The sequence below is a fragment of the Rheinheimera marina genome, assembly GCF_042654345.1.
Lineage (GTDB): Bacteria > Pseudomonadota > Gammaproteobacteria > Enterobacterales > Alteromonadaceae > Pararheinheimera > Pararheinheimera marina.
Map to the genome: position 1 here is coordinate 242,255 of NZ_JBHSGB010000001.1, position 13,228 is coordinate 255,482.

The window sequence follows — 13,228 nt, forward strand, 5'->3', positions numbered from 1 at the left end:
GCCTTGACCAAGGATGTATTGATTCCATGTCAATGATTACCAAACAAATTGCAGTAGAGATTTCAGCAAAGGCTGAACAGGTTGCTGCAGCTATTCAATTGCTGGATGAAGGCGCCACAGTGCCTTTTATTGCCCGTTACCGTAAAGAAGTGACAGGTGGGCTGGACGACACGCAGCTGCGAACGCTGGAAAACCGCTTGACCTATTTACGTGAACTGGAAGACCGCCGCCAGGTGATCCTGAAAACCATCGCCGAACAAGGCAAACTGACTACCGAGCTTGAACGCGACATTCTGAGCGCCGACAACAAAACCCGTTTAGAAGATTTATACCTGCCCTACAAAGCAAAACGCCGCACCAAAGGCCAGATCGCCATTGAAGCGGGCTTATTGCCTTTGGCCGATGCGTTACTGGCCGATCCGGAGCTTAGCCCGGAGCAAGAAGCCAGCCGCTACCTAAATGCGGACGCGGGTCTTGCCGACACCAAAGCTGTGTTGGACGGCGCTAAATACATTCTGATGGAGCGCTTTGCCGAAGATGCTGCACTGCTGGCTAAACTGCGTCGCCATTTGGGCCAATACGCAGTGCTGAAAAGCACCCTGGTTCCCGGTAAAGAGCAGGAAGGTGTGAAGTTCCGTGATTACTTTGCGCACAGCGAAAACTTCAAATCTGTGCCGTCTCACCGCGCTTTGGCGATGTTCCGTGGTCGTAACGAAGGCATTCTGAATCTGCAGCTGCAGCCAGACGCAGATGAAGCCACAGCTCATGCCAGCTGCGAACAGATGATCGCCAGCCATTTCGATTTGCGCCAGCAAGGCCGGGCCGCAGATGATTTCCTGCGTACCGTAGTGCAGTGGACCTGGAAGGTAAAACTGCATCTGCACCTGGAAAACGATTTATTGGGTGAATTGCGTGATCTGGCGGAAGACGAAGCCATCAAGGTGTTTGCACGCAATCTGAAAGACCTGCTGATGGCGGCCCCTGCTGGCTTGCGCCCGACGCTGGCATTGGACCCGGGTTTACGCACCGGCGTTAAAGTGGTTGCCGTTGATGAAACGGGCAAAGTGCTGGACACCACCACAGTGTTCCCCCATGCGCCGCAAAACCACTGGGATAAATCGGTCCGCACCCTGGCCGCTTACTGCAAACAATACAAAGTGGAGCTCATCGCCATTGGCAACGGGACTGCGTCACGTGAAACCGACAAACTGGCGGCTGAAGTGATTAAGTTACTGCCAGAACAAGCCATCACCAAAATTATGGTGTCGGAAGCAGGCGCCTCTGTGTACTCTGCCTCCGAGCTGGCGGCGCTGGAATTCCCGAATTTGGACGTTTCCTTGCGTGGTGCAGTATCTATTGGTCGTCGTTTACAGGACCCGCTGGCCGAACTGGTGAAGATTGAACCTAAAGCCATTGGTGTAGGCCAGTACCAGCACGACGTCAACCAAAGCCTGTTAACCAAATCGCTGGATGCGGTGGTGGAAGACTGCGTAAACGCGGTAGGGGTAGACCTGAACACAGCATCAGTCCCGCTGTTGGCTCGAGTGGCTGGCCTGAACAAAACGCTGGCACAAAATATTGTGGTGTACCGAGACACTAACGGCCGCTTCGGCCAGCGCAAAGACTTGCTGAATGTAGCCCGCCTCGGCCCTAAAGCCTTCGAACAGGCGGCAGGCTTCTTACGTATTGGCCAGGGCAGTAATCCACTGGATGCCTCCGCCGTTCACCCGGAAGCCTACCCTCTGGTCGAGAAAATTCTGGCGAAATTTGGCAAACCTGTGGCAGAGCTGATTGGCAACAGCAGCTTTTTACGCGGCCTGAACCCGGCAGAGTTTGTCGATGAACGCTACGGCTTACCGACAGTGGAAGACGTGATCCGCGAGCTGGATAAACCAGGTCGTGACCCTCGACCTGAATTTAAAACAGCCCAGTTTAAAGACGGCGTGGAAACCATGGCCGATCTGAAACCAGGCATGTTACTGGAAGGTGTGGTGACCAACGTCACTAACTTTGGTGCCTTTGTCGATATTGGTGTGCATCAGGATGGCCTGGTACATATCTCCTCGCTGACCGACAAATTTGTCTCAGACCCACACCAGGTAGTGAAGGCCGGCGATATTGTCAAAGTGAAGGTACTGGAAGTCGAGCTGGACCGTAAGCGCATTGCATTGACCATGCGGATGGACGAACAGCCACAAGCCAAAGCAGCCACAGGCAAAGACAGCGGCTCCCGTCAGGCAGCCCCGAAAGCGGCCAAAGCCCCAAAAGCGATCGATAACCCGAATGCAGCCATGGGCAATGCCTTTGCCGCCGCTTTTGCCAAGCTGAAAAAATAATAGCGAACCAAACGCAAAGGCCGCTTTAAGCGGCCTTTTTTATTGTTTTCACCCGACTAGGCGGTTTGCAATAAAGGACGTGAACTTGGCACTGTAGAGCGGGAATAAAAACCGGCTATCACTTCAGAGCGCAATTGCATTAAGGGTTGCTGCAGGCTCTTCGACACTTTAGACCTGTACACAGGGCCTGTTTCTACCTCAATCGCAGCATAAGGGTCAGCCGCCTGTTCAGTGCCTTGTGTCTGGCTCGTTTCCCGGTACTCCTGATGGGTATCGCTGACCAGTTCTGCGCGGGCTTCTTGCATCTTACGGCCCGCTTCCGCAGCAATGGCACGGTCAGCCCCTGACGGCTCAGCTGGCGCTAAGGCGGCAGCTTTCACCTGCTGCATTTTAGCAATAGTAGCTTGCGGGTCGTTAGGTATCTCAGAAATATCGATCTGGACTTCGCCGCCCACCGCATATTTTTGGCCGTCCGGGCCTGTCTCATACTCATAACTGGGGGAGCCAGCATACTGCCCGCCTATGGCGGCATGCGCCTGCTCGTGCACCCGCACTTCCTGATCACGGGCTTTTAATTCCGCAATCTCTTTCTGCTCAGCCTGCTGTTGCTGCTTATCGGCATCAGACTGCTGCCCTGAAGATTGCTTTTGGCCTTGCTGATCCTGCTCTTTTTGATCTTTCGCTGTAACCGCCTGATCGTAATCCAGGCCTTTGGTTTTACTATCATCCTGATAAGAGGTTTGGGTCTGGCGGGCGTCCCGGCCTTTATCATCAGCCTGTACGCCTTTTTCAGCACCTGAACGGGCCATCTCACGCACAGGTTCTATCACTTCGCGGCGCGCGTTGTCGCGCCGGACCAAATCAGTGGCCGGATTACCTACATACAGAGGTACGTTAGGGTAATTCGAAGTGAGGATCATCTGTCGCTTACACCCTTATATCAATAATTGAGCCCAAAACTTCATCTGCGGTCTGCACAGATTTCAGATTGGCTTCGGCTTGATCCTGAGCCACGTTTAAATCAACCAGACTTTGCTCCACCGATACCGAACTTACTGGCTCTGCTGGAGTTTCCAACTGCTGCTGATTGCGCGACGCCGCAGTTTGCTGATTAATATTGATAGTGGCTTCAGTCACTCGATCTGACGCACGCTGGTAGCCCTGTAAACCACTGGAAAAAGCGGAACTGATTTCCATCACAAGCCTCCGTTAATTAGTAAAGTGCTTAATTATTGGCCAAAACCAATAAAAACGGAAGCAAAACGGCAATTTTTTGCCGTTTTCTGCTTAAAAATCTGTCAACTGCGACACTTACAGCAACTTCAGTACCCAGGAAAGGAAGAGATCTGGATGGGAAATAAATGGCGCATGAGAAGCTTTGTCCAATAAGGTCCAATCCGCCTCAGGTTTCAGGCGCTGCAATTCGGCTAATACTGCGGCCGGCACCAAAGAATCCAGCCGGCCATATAAGCCGGATACAGCAATGGGTAACGCCTGCAACAGAGGACGCGCATCCAGTTCGGCCAGCCAGGTCAATCCCTGGTTCAGGCTGTGCGCTGACGGCAAAGGTAAACTCAGTACCGCCTGACGCAACAACTTAATGTCCTGCCTGGCACTGCTGCTGCCCATCGCCTGTATCGCAAGAAAACGGTCGACCGTCGTTGCCAAATCCTGCTGCAGTGACTGAGCAAACTGGCGCATCACCGCAGCATCCATCCCTGGCCAACCGGCATCTTTCAGAAATTTCGGACTGCTGGCGACTAACCCTAACCGGCTGACTTTTTCAGGGTAACGCGCGGCCAGTTCAATGGCCAACAGCCCACCCAAGGACCAGCCGACCAGCACGGACTGTGGCGGGATCTGAGCCGCCAGTTGCTCCAGCACCAGCTCCAGCTTATAAGGTTCTGGTGCCGGACTACCTCCGTAACCAGGAATATTCAGCGTCAGCACTGGCTGACCGGCTGGCAATAACGGCAGAAATTGACTCCAGACCTGCTGGTTCAGGCCCCAGCCATGCAGTAGCACCAGAGTGCTGGTATTTAGTGGTGATTTCACCATACTTGATGTCTCTTCCCATTGGAGATGGACAGGATGTCCGGATTGAGCTTTTGGTTTGGTTACCTCAGACGTCAGTTGATGCCATCTGTCTGCCTTTGGTGCCAACAACCTTTAGCCTGGCATGAACCTCAACTGTGCCACCATTGCCACCGCCATCTTCCCCGACTGGACGCGGCGCTGACTCAACACAATGCGCTTTATTTGCCACCAGTGCAGCGCGGACTGGCGCAGGCCCGCTTTGATGCGCTGTACCCTATGGCTTGGTACCAACAGCCTTATCGGCATTGGGTCCAACGCTGGAAGTTCCAGCAAGGGCTGGCCGAAGGCGAGTTATTATGCCAGCTGATCGGAGAAAAAGCCGCAGCACTGCGAGATACAGATGGCATAGTGCCCGACGCTGTCGGCTTTGTGCCGATGTCCGCCGCCAGACTCAGACAAAGAGGCTTTAATCAGGCGCTGTTATTGGCGCAATCGGTCGCCAGACAGTGGCATCGCCCTTGCCTGGCGCTCTTTGACAGCCCGGCATTGGTCCCACATCAGACAGGGCTGAGTCGCCGGGACAGGCTGGCCAATTTGCGGGAGAAAATTCAGTTAAACAGCGGCACATTGCCAGCCCATGTGGCTCTGGTGGATGACGTTGTCACCACTGGCGCCACCATGGACTGGCTGACTGGGTTGTTAAAAAATGCAGGCGTCCAGCGGGTCGATGTCTGGTGCCTGGCGGTTACTCGTCACTCGACTGCGGCCTCTTCACCGTCGTCATCCATCGAGTCCGCGCTAAACATTTTGCCCAGATAAATCGCATTGATCAGCAAGCGACTGGAGCCGACAAAATAACCGCGAAATACAGGGTTGTCGGACATACCAATGACCCGGCCTTGTCCCAGGTTGTGGGCAACCAATGCTGCGCCTTCAGCAATACGGTCGACATACTCGGCTGTGGTATAACCCGCCAGCTGTGGTTTTTCGCTGTAGAGCGCCACGTTGGTAAAAGCTTGCTGCATCGGCATTAACAAGAAGGTGCTGTTCTTAAACACCGGCAGCTCAGGGCGGCTCAGACCAAAAGCCAGCGGATGCGTTAAATCCAGTTTGGTCTGGTAAATAGCCCCGGCAATACGGCGCTTGCCTGCCAGTTTCTCTTTGTCACCATAGCTGGCCCCTTCGTCGCTGACTAAGGCGGCCATTTCAGCTGAGTTCCAGGCTTTGGCTTTTAGCAGACCGGCCCGGCTTAACCAGGCGGCGCCGCCTTTATGGCCCCAGAGCACACCGCCCTGACGAGTCCATTGCTGCAGCAATTGCTGCTCTTCAGCCCCCCAACTGCGATAGCTGCCATCCGGCAAGATGATATGGCTGTAGCGGTTCAGGTTAATGCGGCCCAAACGCTGCGGCTCCACCAAACTTGGCGACAGGCCCGCCAGCTGCTCCAGATTAAACCAGGCTTCACCGGCCTCAGTGGAATTCACATCTGGCCCAGCAACCAACAACACTCTGGGCTTCTCCACCGGCACAAACCCATTGCTGCCGAGATCCTGGCCTTGCCCAGTTAAACCCGACTGCACAGCCATAACAGGCAGATTGACTTGCTGCAAGGCGCGTCCGAGTCGCTCGAACCAGTCCGATTCAGTCTGCAGACCCGAGTTGACCACCATGGCACCGGCTTTAAAGCGATGTTCGCCCCCGGAAGTGCGGGCGACAAAATCTTTACTGGCCGCACGCACCACCACCCCCTGTTCGAGCAGAGCCTGTGCCAGCTGAGGCGCCTTTTGGTCGGCCCAGTCAAACGCATAGGCATAAGCGCCTGCAGCTGGCACAGTTGCGGCGGTTGACCCTGGCTGCCAGGCCTGTGCTTCCACCGCCGGGCTGCGACCGGTTTTACCGAACTCGATGTTGTAGGCATAAGGCAAAGTCCAGGCCGACACATCGTAAAAGGTATTGTCCGGGAAATTGGTTTCGGTGCTGAACGCAGCTTTTAACAGCAGATACTGTGCTTGTTGCAGCGGCAGGTAGTAGGCCTGTCCTGGCTGATAGGTTACGCCTTTGTACTGCCATTTTTCGGTCAGCGCGTACGCCTTAATATGATGCTTCGCCAGTAAGCCCAATAGCGCCTGCAACCGGCTGGCGTCCTGGTCTTCGGCAATGATATAGCCTTTGTAAGCTTCGTCCGCAGCCAGCCGCTCAGATTCACGGAAAAACGCTTGCTGGTAGTTTTGCAGCACTTTTTTCTGGTTCAGTGCCCCACGCAAGGTCGACAGCGAGGTGATGAACTGATTGTCGATGGTGGTGGCAAAACTCAGAGGCCCATTGATGCTATCCTGCAGATGACCACGGCTGCTGGCCTGTTCAAACAGAATACCGATCGATCCATTGACGTCTGGGTAGGTCGAGCCTTTCCCGACATAGAAATCATCAAAACTTTCTTCGGTGTAATAGAGCTTACCTTTACTATCAAAAGCTTTGGCATGAAACTTAGCAATCTCTGCAGTCAGTTGCTGATTGCGCGCCGGTGTCAGCGGATAAGTGCGGCTTGGAATACCTGGCTGAAAGAAGTAGCTGCTGTTCGGGCCCATTTCATGGTAATCCCCCATCACTTCTGGCCGCCATTTATAGAATTGTTCGATACGGGCCTGACTTTCCGGGTGCTGCAGTGGCAGCCAGTCGCGGTTTAAATCAAACCAGTAATGGTTGGGCCGGCCATTTGGCCAAGGTTCAATATGTTCGCGGCTTTGCGGGTCAGCCACTGGTGTTTTGCCTTTGTGCATATTGGCCCAGGTGGCAAAACGTTCCATACCATCTGGATTCAGGCTGGGCTGGATCAAAATGACTGCATTTTTCAGCCAGTCCTGCACTTCGGGGTCCTGGCTGGTCAACAGGTGGTGAGCAACCCGCACCGCCGCATTCGGGCCACTGCTTTCATTGCCATGTACGCCATAGCCCAACCAAATCACCAGCGGAATATCGCCAGACAGTTCTGTGCCAGCGCTTAGCTGAGCCAAATGCTGCTGACGAATTTGCTCCAGCTTCGCCAGGTTTTCCGGCGCTGAGACAATCAGCTGTAACAGTGGCTTATGCTCGTGGGTGTGACCAATGACTTCCAGCCGGGCTTTGTCTGACGACGCCGCCAGTTGCTGAAAATACATCTGAATTTGGTCATGGCGTAAGTGCCAGTCGCCGGACTGAAAACCCAAAAATTGCGCCGGACTTTGTGGCTGAGCCATTGCGATTTGACTGCTGCACCCCAATAACAGCGAACAAAGTATTAGTTTGAACCTTGGCATTACTGCTCCTCTTTGTTTTTGTTTCACCTTAGCAATAAAGCTTCACTGCCGACAAGCGGGGCTGGCAGGGGGGGCAGAACAGGAGTATCATAGCCATTAACCTAGTAATTTAGTCAGGTACTACCAATGATCAAAATTTCCGAAACCGCTCAGGCCCACTTTAGCAAGCTGCTGGAAAAGCAGGCCGCTGGCACTAACATCCGGGTCTTTGTGGTCAACCCAGGCACTGTTTCTGCGGAGTGTGGCGTGTCTTACTGCCCTGCAGATGCGGTGGAAAGTACCGACATTCAGCTGTCATTTAATGGCTTTTTTGCCATTGTGGACGCGGAAAGTGAACCCTTTTTAGTCGATGCAGAAATTGACTTTGTCACTGATCAAATGGGTTCTCAGCTGACTTTAAAAGCGCCAAACGCCAAAGTACGTAAGGTGGATAACGACGCGCCGTTGAAAGAACGGGTTCAGTATGTGATTGATGCTGAAATCAATCCTCAGCTGGCCAACCACGGTGGCCGGGTGTCAGTGGTTGAACTGACCAACGATGGTGTGGCCGTGCTGCAGTTTGGCGGCGGCTGTAACGGTTGCTCTCAAGTTGACCTGACTTTAAAAGAAGGCATTGAGAAAGAACTGTTAAACCGCTTCTCCGGTGAGCTGAATGGCGTGCGGGATGTCACCGATCACCAACGTGGTGAGCATTCCTACTATTAACTAGTGCACAAGACAAAAGGCCACCCAGTGGCCTTTTGTTGTTTCTGGGAGTTGCCTGTGCTGAAACTAATACTGTTTATGATAGCCAGCTGGAGTCTGAGCACTCAGGCCGCCATCATTTTGCAATACCACCATGTCAGCACCAGTACGCCGCGTTCGACCAGTGTCACGCCAGCTGAATTTCGCAGCCATTTACAGTACTTAAAAGACCATCAGTACCAGGTAATTGGACTGGACCAGCTGATCGCCCAACTGAGCTCAGGTCAAGAGCCTGCCGCCAATGCCGTAGTGATTACCTTTGATGACGGCTATGACAATATTTATCTGCAGGCCCACCCAATTCTGCAGCAATTTGACTTCCCTTATACCGTGTTCTTAAGCCCGGCCCTAATTGACCGCCACGAAGGCCCGGTAATGAGCTGGCAGCAAATCAAACAATTACAGGACGATGGCGTGATCATCGCCAATCACAGCTCATACCACGATCATCTGGCCAAACCGCAGGCCAATGAAAGTCAGGCCGACTGGCTAAAAAGGGTGAAAGCAGATATTGAGCTGGCGCAGCAGCAGCTGGAACAGCAGTTGGGGATTAAGCATAAATGGCTGGCTTACCCTTATGGCGAATTCAGTGAAACGCTGGAACAGCTGGTTTCGCAGTCAGGTTACATCGGCATAGGCCAGCAATCCGGCGCCGTTGGGTTGGCCAGCAGCATGACGCGTTTGCCCCGTTACCCCTCTTCAGGCCAGTATGCCGCGCTGAAACACTTTGCCCCCAAACTGAAAACACTGGCGATGCCGGTGAAAAAGGCCCTGGCGGCCGATCCGGTTAAAGGGCCAAACCCGCCGACCCTGAGCCTGCAACTGGATTTAACCGATCTGAATCCAAAACAGCTGAACTGCTTTAGCAATGGTGAACCTATTGAAGTGACCTGGCTGAGCGCGGACAGCTTCGCCGCCAGAGCGAAGGCACCACTGCGCAGCAGCCATAAACGCTATAACTGCACAGCACCATCCCTCAGCCAAAAAGGCTATTTTTACTGGTATTCTCAACCCTGGGTATTGGATTAAGCCTCACCCAGCGCCAAGTAACTAACCTTCGCTGCGCTCTAATACCAACGGAAAATCGGCCAGTAAAATGTCACTGTTCACCAGTGGCGGCTGGCCAGCTTTCATTTCGGGTTTAAACATGGCGACTACATCGGCTTTTGGACTAATCAAGGCAATACTGGCGCTGTGATCCACCAGGTAATGCCCTTCCTGCTGTTGGGGGATGGCATACATCAGACCCAGCTGACGCACAAAAGGAAAGAGCGCCGGGTGGTCTGCCGTAAAGGCTTTTAATGCCGGTTGATTAAAATGCTGAACGTACTGCGCCAATTGTGTCGGCGTATCCCGCTTGGGATCCACAGACACAAACCAGACCTGCACAGGCGTGCTGGTCATTTGTTGCAGTTTAGGCTGCAAACCGGCCAGTTTGGCCATGGTCAGAGGGCAAATATCCGGGCAGGAGGTGTATCCCACAAACACCAGGGTCCATTGACCACGTAATGCCTCCAGACCAGCTGGCTGTCCCTGCTGGTCCAGCAAACTAAATTCAGTTAACGGCCTGGCTTTTGGATACACCACAGCCTGTTGTGGCTGCTTAGGGCCCGCCTGCATTTGTGACAACCAGACGCCAGCCAACAAGGCCAGCACCAATACCACCCAGAGCGCATACTTATTCATCAGTTTTCCTTTGCCAGTGTTAAAACGCGGACCAAAGCCAATAGTGGTCCGCAAACAACAGCAGGAATAATACCATCAGATGCCAGACCGAGTACTTAAAGGTGGCCATCGCGGTATCGGCTCTGGCATTAAATTTCAATTGCCAGGCATACCAGACAAAACCGAGATTGAGTACCGTGCTACCCACCAGATACACCAGACCCGTCATCCCCACCAGATAAGGCAGTAAACAGACCAGACAAAGCATCAGGGTGTAGAGGAAGATGGCGGTTTTGGTGAACTCAATACCATGAGTCACCGGCAGCATCGGCATATTTACTCTGGCGTAATCATCACGCCGGTGTATTGCCAGAGCCCAGAAGTGTGGCGGCGTCCAGGTAAAGATAATCATCACCAGCAGCAAGGCATGTGCATGCACTTCTGCCGTCATGGCCGTCCAGCCCAATAACGGCGGCATCGCACCTGCCAGGCCGCCTATCACAATATTTTGTGGGGTGGCCCGTTTCAAAAACATGGTGTAGACCACGGCATAACCGAACAGGCTGGCCAGCGTCAGCCAGGCCGTCAGCGGGTTAACCGCGACAAACAGCAACAAAAAGCCCGCCAGCGCCAGGCCAAAAGAGAACTGCACCGCCTGACTGGTGCTGATACGGCCTTTGGCTACGGGTCTGTGATAGGTCCGGGCCATTTGAGCGTCAATGCGTTGGTCCACTACATGGTTCAGCGCTGCCGCAGCGGCGGACAACAAGCCAATGCCCACAGTGGCGGCCAGCATCAAGCCAAGCGGGGGCAAGTCCGGCCTGGCCAGCACCATACCCACAACAGCCGTCAGCACCAGCAGTGCCACAACTTTGGGTTTGGTCAGCTCCAGATAATCACGCCACTGATTGCTGGCAATTCGTTGTAACGGCTGAGTTTTTTGCATAAACACTCTCCTTGCTTCTGTGCAGCAGATAACCGCTGCACACCAGACACATCAGTAAATTGGCCGCGACAAAGTTATGGGCAATTGCATTTACAAGCGGCAAATGCAACGCAACATTGGCAATACCAAGGCCAATTTGCACCAGCAGCAACAGCCCGATCAGCAGTGAAAACTGCCGCAGCAGCGCCACCCCCTGCCGCCATAGCATCCACAGATACCCCACTACCACCAGCGCAGTGACCATAGCCCAGACCCGATGCATCACATGCACTGTGGCCCGCGCATCCAGGCTCATGACGCCAAATTCGTAGCTGTCGTAACCCAGATGCAATGAAAAAGCTTCGTCAAAATTCAGCCGGTCTGCCCAGCCCGCTTCGCACAGTGGCAGCTGAATGCAGGACAAGGCCGCGTAATTCGCGGAGGTCCAGCCCCCCAGAGCTATCTGGCCCAGTACCACCAGCAGGACAGGCCAGAACATTAGTTTCATCGTCTGGCTGATCTGCCAGACGGGTCGGGGTTGCTGCTGCCACCAGTGCACTGCCAGTAAAGACAGCAGAGCAAAACCGCCGAGCAAATGGCCCATTACCACCACAGGATGCAAGGCCAGAGTGACTGTCCACATGCCAAGTGCGGCCTGAAACAGCACCAGCGACGACAAGACCATTGGTAAACGACGTTGGCGCAGTCGCCAGCCGTTAATCAGCAGCGCCAGGATCAGCAAGCCCAATCCACCGGCAAAATACCGATGGATCATTTCGTTCCAGGCTTTGTCTGCTTCCAGCGGCCGATCAGGGAATCTGGCTTCAGCCAGCTCCCGGTGAGCATCATGCTGTGGCACCTGCAAAAATCCATAACATCCAGGCCAGTCCGGACACCCCAGACCGGCGTCCGTCAGCCTGGTGTAAGCGCCTAGCAAAATCACCGCCATCGACCAGAGCACCGCCAGCGTGACCAAAAACTTTTGCAGCCGCATCAAAGCCCCCTTTCATACTTCAGCAGTTTATTCAGGTCAGCCAGTATGGCTTTGCCAGTTTGCACGTTCAGTTCACGCTCCAGTGCCACCGGGTAGCTCAATAATCCAAGGCCATGCCTGTCCACCAACACCAACTGACCGCTGTATGCTTCAGCCCCTGCCGGCAGCGCCTGTTGGGCCACTGCAGGTGCCGTGGCTGCGCCCAACTGCCATAAAGCCAGATAATCCTGCTTGCGGCCAAGCGCCTGATACACTTGTTGCTGCAGGTACGCAGCCTCTTCACAACGCATATCACAGCTGGTGTCTGCAGTCAGATAGGCCAGCCGCCAGTGCTGTTTCTCAGCTACCGCCGGCAATAGCAGCAGCTCTTCGGTAAGCCACTGGCCTTTGTTATTGGTTTTGTCACTAAACCAGCCAAAACTAAGCACCGCCTGCGCCGCGGCCAGCGGCAACACCAGGCAGACCACAAAAAAAAGTAAAAAACGGGATTTTTTCATTCAGAGCTCCCTGCGCCACAAAGCGCCTGCGACTACCAGCACCACCAGTGCCAACAAGGCCCATTGCACGGCATAAGCCCGGTGTTTTTCAGGCGGCAGCACGACAGCTTGGTAGTGATAACGAAATGAAGATTGCTGTTGATAGACCACACCTGTGTAGACAGGCTGAGCCAAAAGCTGACCCAACTCTTGTGGCACCACCTGCTGCATACGCTGTGGCCATAAGCCTGAATTTTCCAGGTTCTGCCCCAACAACACGCCCCCCAGACGGGTGCGTAGCAACCCTTGCAATTCAAACTCAGCCGGCACACTAAGCTCAGGTAACTGGTCGCGCCGCGCCGGCGCAGCAACCCAGCCCAGATTGACCAGCACCAGTGGCATGCTGTTGTCGACCAGCACTGGGATGACCACGTCATAGCCAGCTTTGCCATCCAGCAGTTGATTGTCGAGCAGCCAGACCGCAGGCTGTTGCCAGACCGCCCGGCCGCTAAGCTGTACACCATCCAGTTGCAATGGATCGGCCAGCGGAAGCTCTCTCCAGGCAACAGGACCTTGTTGCTGCCAACTGGCCTGTTGCTGCAACAGTTGCTGTTTTTCATCCGCTCGCTGCCATTGCCACAGCGACAACTTGCACAGCAACAAAAAAGCGGCCAGAGTGAATAGCACCAGCAGCCATTGCGCCAACCGCCACTGCGGCTTCAGGCTCAATGCTGCCATCTGCTTTCCCTGAAACG

The 13,228-nt window shown here is 54.2% G+C and carries 13 protein-coding genes; 4 read left to right on the forward strand and 9 right to left on the reverse strand.

Annotated elements, in window-relative coordinates:
- Positions 1 to 26 precede the first annotated feature (26 nt).
- Positions 27 to 2,336, forward strand: coding sequence for a Tex family protein (locus ACFO3I_RS01145; RefSeq protein ID WP_377331041.1), 2,310 nt, complete (start codon positions 27 to 29; stop codon positions 2,334 to 2,336).
- 56 nt (positions 2,337 to 2,392) lie between these two features.
- Here the strand turns inward: ACFO3I_RS01145 and ACFO3I_RS01150 are convergent, their stop codons facing one another.
- From ACFO3I_RS01150 to bioH, 3 genes are all read right to left on the reverse strand, one after another.
- Positions 2,393 to 3,256: a putative metalloprotease CJM1_0395 family protein gene (locus ACFO3I_RS01150; protein ID WP_377331042.1), complete on the reverse strand. Its 864-nt coding sequence runs from the start codon at positions 3,254 to 3,256 to the stop codon at positions 2,393 to 2,395.
- Between the two features lie 7 nt (positions 3,257 to 3,263).
- Positions 3,264 to 3,533 carry a flagellar basal body rod C-terminal domain-containing protein gene (locus ACFO3I_RS01155; RefSeq protein ID WP_377331043.1) on the reverse strand — a complete coding sequence of 90 codons (270 nt, stop codon included), beginning with the start codon at positions 3,531 to 3,533 and terminating at the stop codon, positions 3,264 to 3,266.
- 114 nt (positions 3,534 to 3,647) lie between these two features.
- The gene (gene bioH / locus ACFO3I_RS01160) at positions 3,648 to 4,394 is read right to left on the reverse strand and encodes a pimeloyl-ACP methyl ester esterase BioH (protein WP_377331045.1); all 747 of its coding nucleotides are present in this window, start codon (positions 4,392 to 4,394) and stop codon (positions 3,648 to 3,650) included.
- 42 nt (positions 4,395 to 4,436) lie between these two features.
- Between bioH and ACFO3I_RS01165 the strand changes: the two genes are divergently transcribed.
- Positions 4,437 to 5,192, forward strand: coding sequence for a ComF family protein (locus ACFO3I_RS01165; protein WP_377331046.1), 756 nt, complete (start codon positions 4,437 to 4,439; stop codon positions 5,190 to 5,192).
- Here the strand turns inward: ACFO3I_RS01165 and ACFO3I_RS01170 are convergent.
- Complete coding sequence (locus tag ACFO3I_RS01170) at positions 5,126 to 7,609, reverse strand: M14 family zinc carboxypeptidase (protein WP_377331048.1); 2,484 nt, start codon at positions 7,607 to 7,609, stop codon at positions 5,126 to 5,128. The genes ACFO3I_RS01165 and ACFO3I_RS01170 overlap by 67 nt on opposite strands.
- A 186-nt stretch (positions 7,610 to 7,795) precedes the next feature.
- Here ACFO3I_RS01170 and nfuA point away from each other — a divergent pair, with 186 nt between their 5' ends.
- Together nfuA and ACFO3I_RS01180 are read left to right on the forward strand one after the other, a co-directional pair.
- Positions 7,796 to 8,374, forward strand: coding sequence for a Fe-S biogenesis protein NfuA (gene nfuA, locus ACFO3I_RS01175; RefSeq protein WP_377331050.1), 579 nt, complete (start codon positions 7,796 to 7,798; stop codon positions 8,372 to 8,374).
- A gap of 57 nt (positions 8,375 to 8,431) precedes the next feature.
- On the forward strand, positions 8,432 to 9,442 hold the full coding sequence (locus ACFO3I_RS01180; protein WP_377331052.1) for a polysaccharide deacetylase family protein: 1,011 nt from the start codon (positions 8,432 to 8,434) through the stop codon (positions 9,440 to 9,442).
- Between the two features lie 21 nt (positions 9,443 to 9,463).
- On the opposite strand, the gene ACFO3I_RS01185 is transcribed toward ACFO3I_RS01180, so the two are convergent.
- The 5 genes from ACFO3I_RS01185 to ACFO3I_RS01205 are packed head-to-tail and all read right to left on the reverse strand — an operon-like array spanning position 9,464 to position 13,211.
- A complete protein-coding gene (locus tag ACFO3I_RS01185; RefSeq protein WP_377331053.1) occupies positions 9,464 to 10,099 on the reverse strand; it encodes an SCO family protein in 636 nt (211 codons plus the stop codon).
- Positions 10,100 to 10,118: 19 nt separating this feature from the next.
- Positions 10,119 to 11,024 carry a heme o synthase gene (gene cyoE / locus ACFO3I_RS01190; protein ID WP_377331055.1) on the reverse strand — a complete coding sequence of 302 codons (906 nt, stop codon included), beginning with the start codon at positions 11,022 to 11,024 and terminating at the stop codon, positions 10,119 to 10,121.
- Positions 10,975 to 11,997: a COX15/CtaA family protein gene (locus ACFO3I_RS01195; RefSeq protein WP_377331057.1), complete on the reverse strand. Its 1,023-nt coding sequence runs from the start codon at positions 11,995 to 11,997 to the stop codon at positions 10,975 to 10,977. The genes cyoE and ACFO3I_RS01195 overlap by 50 nt, the downstream gene beginning before the upstream one ends.
- Positions 11,997 to 12,494, reverse strand: coding sequence for a hypothetical protein (locus ACFO3I_RS01200; protein ID WP_377331059.1), 498 nt, complete (start codon positions 12,492 to 12,494; stop codon positions 11,997 to 11,999). The genes ACFO3I_RS01195 and ACFO3I_RS01200 overlap by 1 nt, the downstream gene beginning before the upstream one ends.
- Positions 12,495 to 13,211: an SURF1 family protein gene (locus tag ACFO3I_RS01205; protein ID WP_377331061.1), complete on the reverse strand. Its 717-nt coding sequence runs from the start codon at positions 13,209 to 13,211 to the stop codon at positions 12,495 to 12,497.
- Positions 13,212 to 13,228: the final 17 nt, after the last annotated feature.

What these genes read in the sequence shown, in the direction of transcription:
- ACFO3I_RS01150 (WP_377331042.1), bottom strand. Translation starts at nt 3,256, where the DNA reads ATGATCCTCACTTCGAATTACCCTAACGTACCTCTGTATGTAGGTAAT.
- cyoE (WP_377331055.1), bottom strand. Translation starts at nt 11,024, where the DNA reads ATGCAAAAAACTCAGCCGTTACAACGAATTGCCAGCAATCAGTGGCGT.
- ACFO3I_RS01185 (WP_377331053.1), bottom strand. Translation starts at nt 10,099, where the DNA reads ATGAATAAGTATGCGCTCTGGGTGGTATTGGTGCTGGCCTTGTTGGCT.
- bioH (WP_377331045.1), bottom strand. Translation starts at nt 4,394, where the DNA reads ATGGTGAAATCACCACTAAATACCAGCACTCTGGTGCTACTGCATGGC.
- ACFO3I_RS01195 (WP_377331057.1), bottom strand. Translation starts at nt 11,997, where the DNA reads ATGCGGCTGCAAAAGTTTTTGGTCACGCTGGCGGTGCTCTGGTCGATG.
- ACFO3I_RS01205 (WP_377331061.1), bottom strand. Translation starts at nt 13,211, where the DNA reads ATGGCAGCATTGAGCCTGAAGCCGCAGTGGCGGTTGGCGCAATGGCTG.
- ACFO3I_RS01145 (WP_377331041.1), top strand. Translation starts at nt 27, where the DNA reads ATGTCAATGATTACCAAACAAATTGCAGTAGAGATTTCAGCAAAGGCT.
- nfuA (WP_377331050.1), top strand. Translation starts at nt 7,796, where the DNA reads ATGATCAAAATTTCCGAAACCGCTCAGGCCCACTTTAGCAAGCTGCTG.
- ACFO3I_RS01170 (WP_377331048.1), bottom strand. Translation starts at nt 7,609, where the DNA reads ATGGCTCAGCCACAAAGTCCGGCGCAATTTTTGGGTTTTCAGTCCGGC.
- ACFO3I_RS01200 (WP_377331059.1), bottom strand. Translation starts at nt 12,494, where the DNA reads ATGAAAAAATCCCGTTTTTTACTTTTTTTTGTGGTCTGCCTGGTGTTG.
- ACFO3I_RS01155 (WP_377331043.1), bottom strand. Translation starts at nt 3,533, where the DNA reads ATGGAAATCAGTTCCGCTTTTTCCAGTGGTTTACAGGGCTACCAGCGT.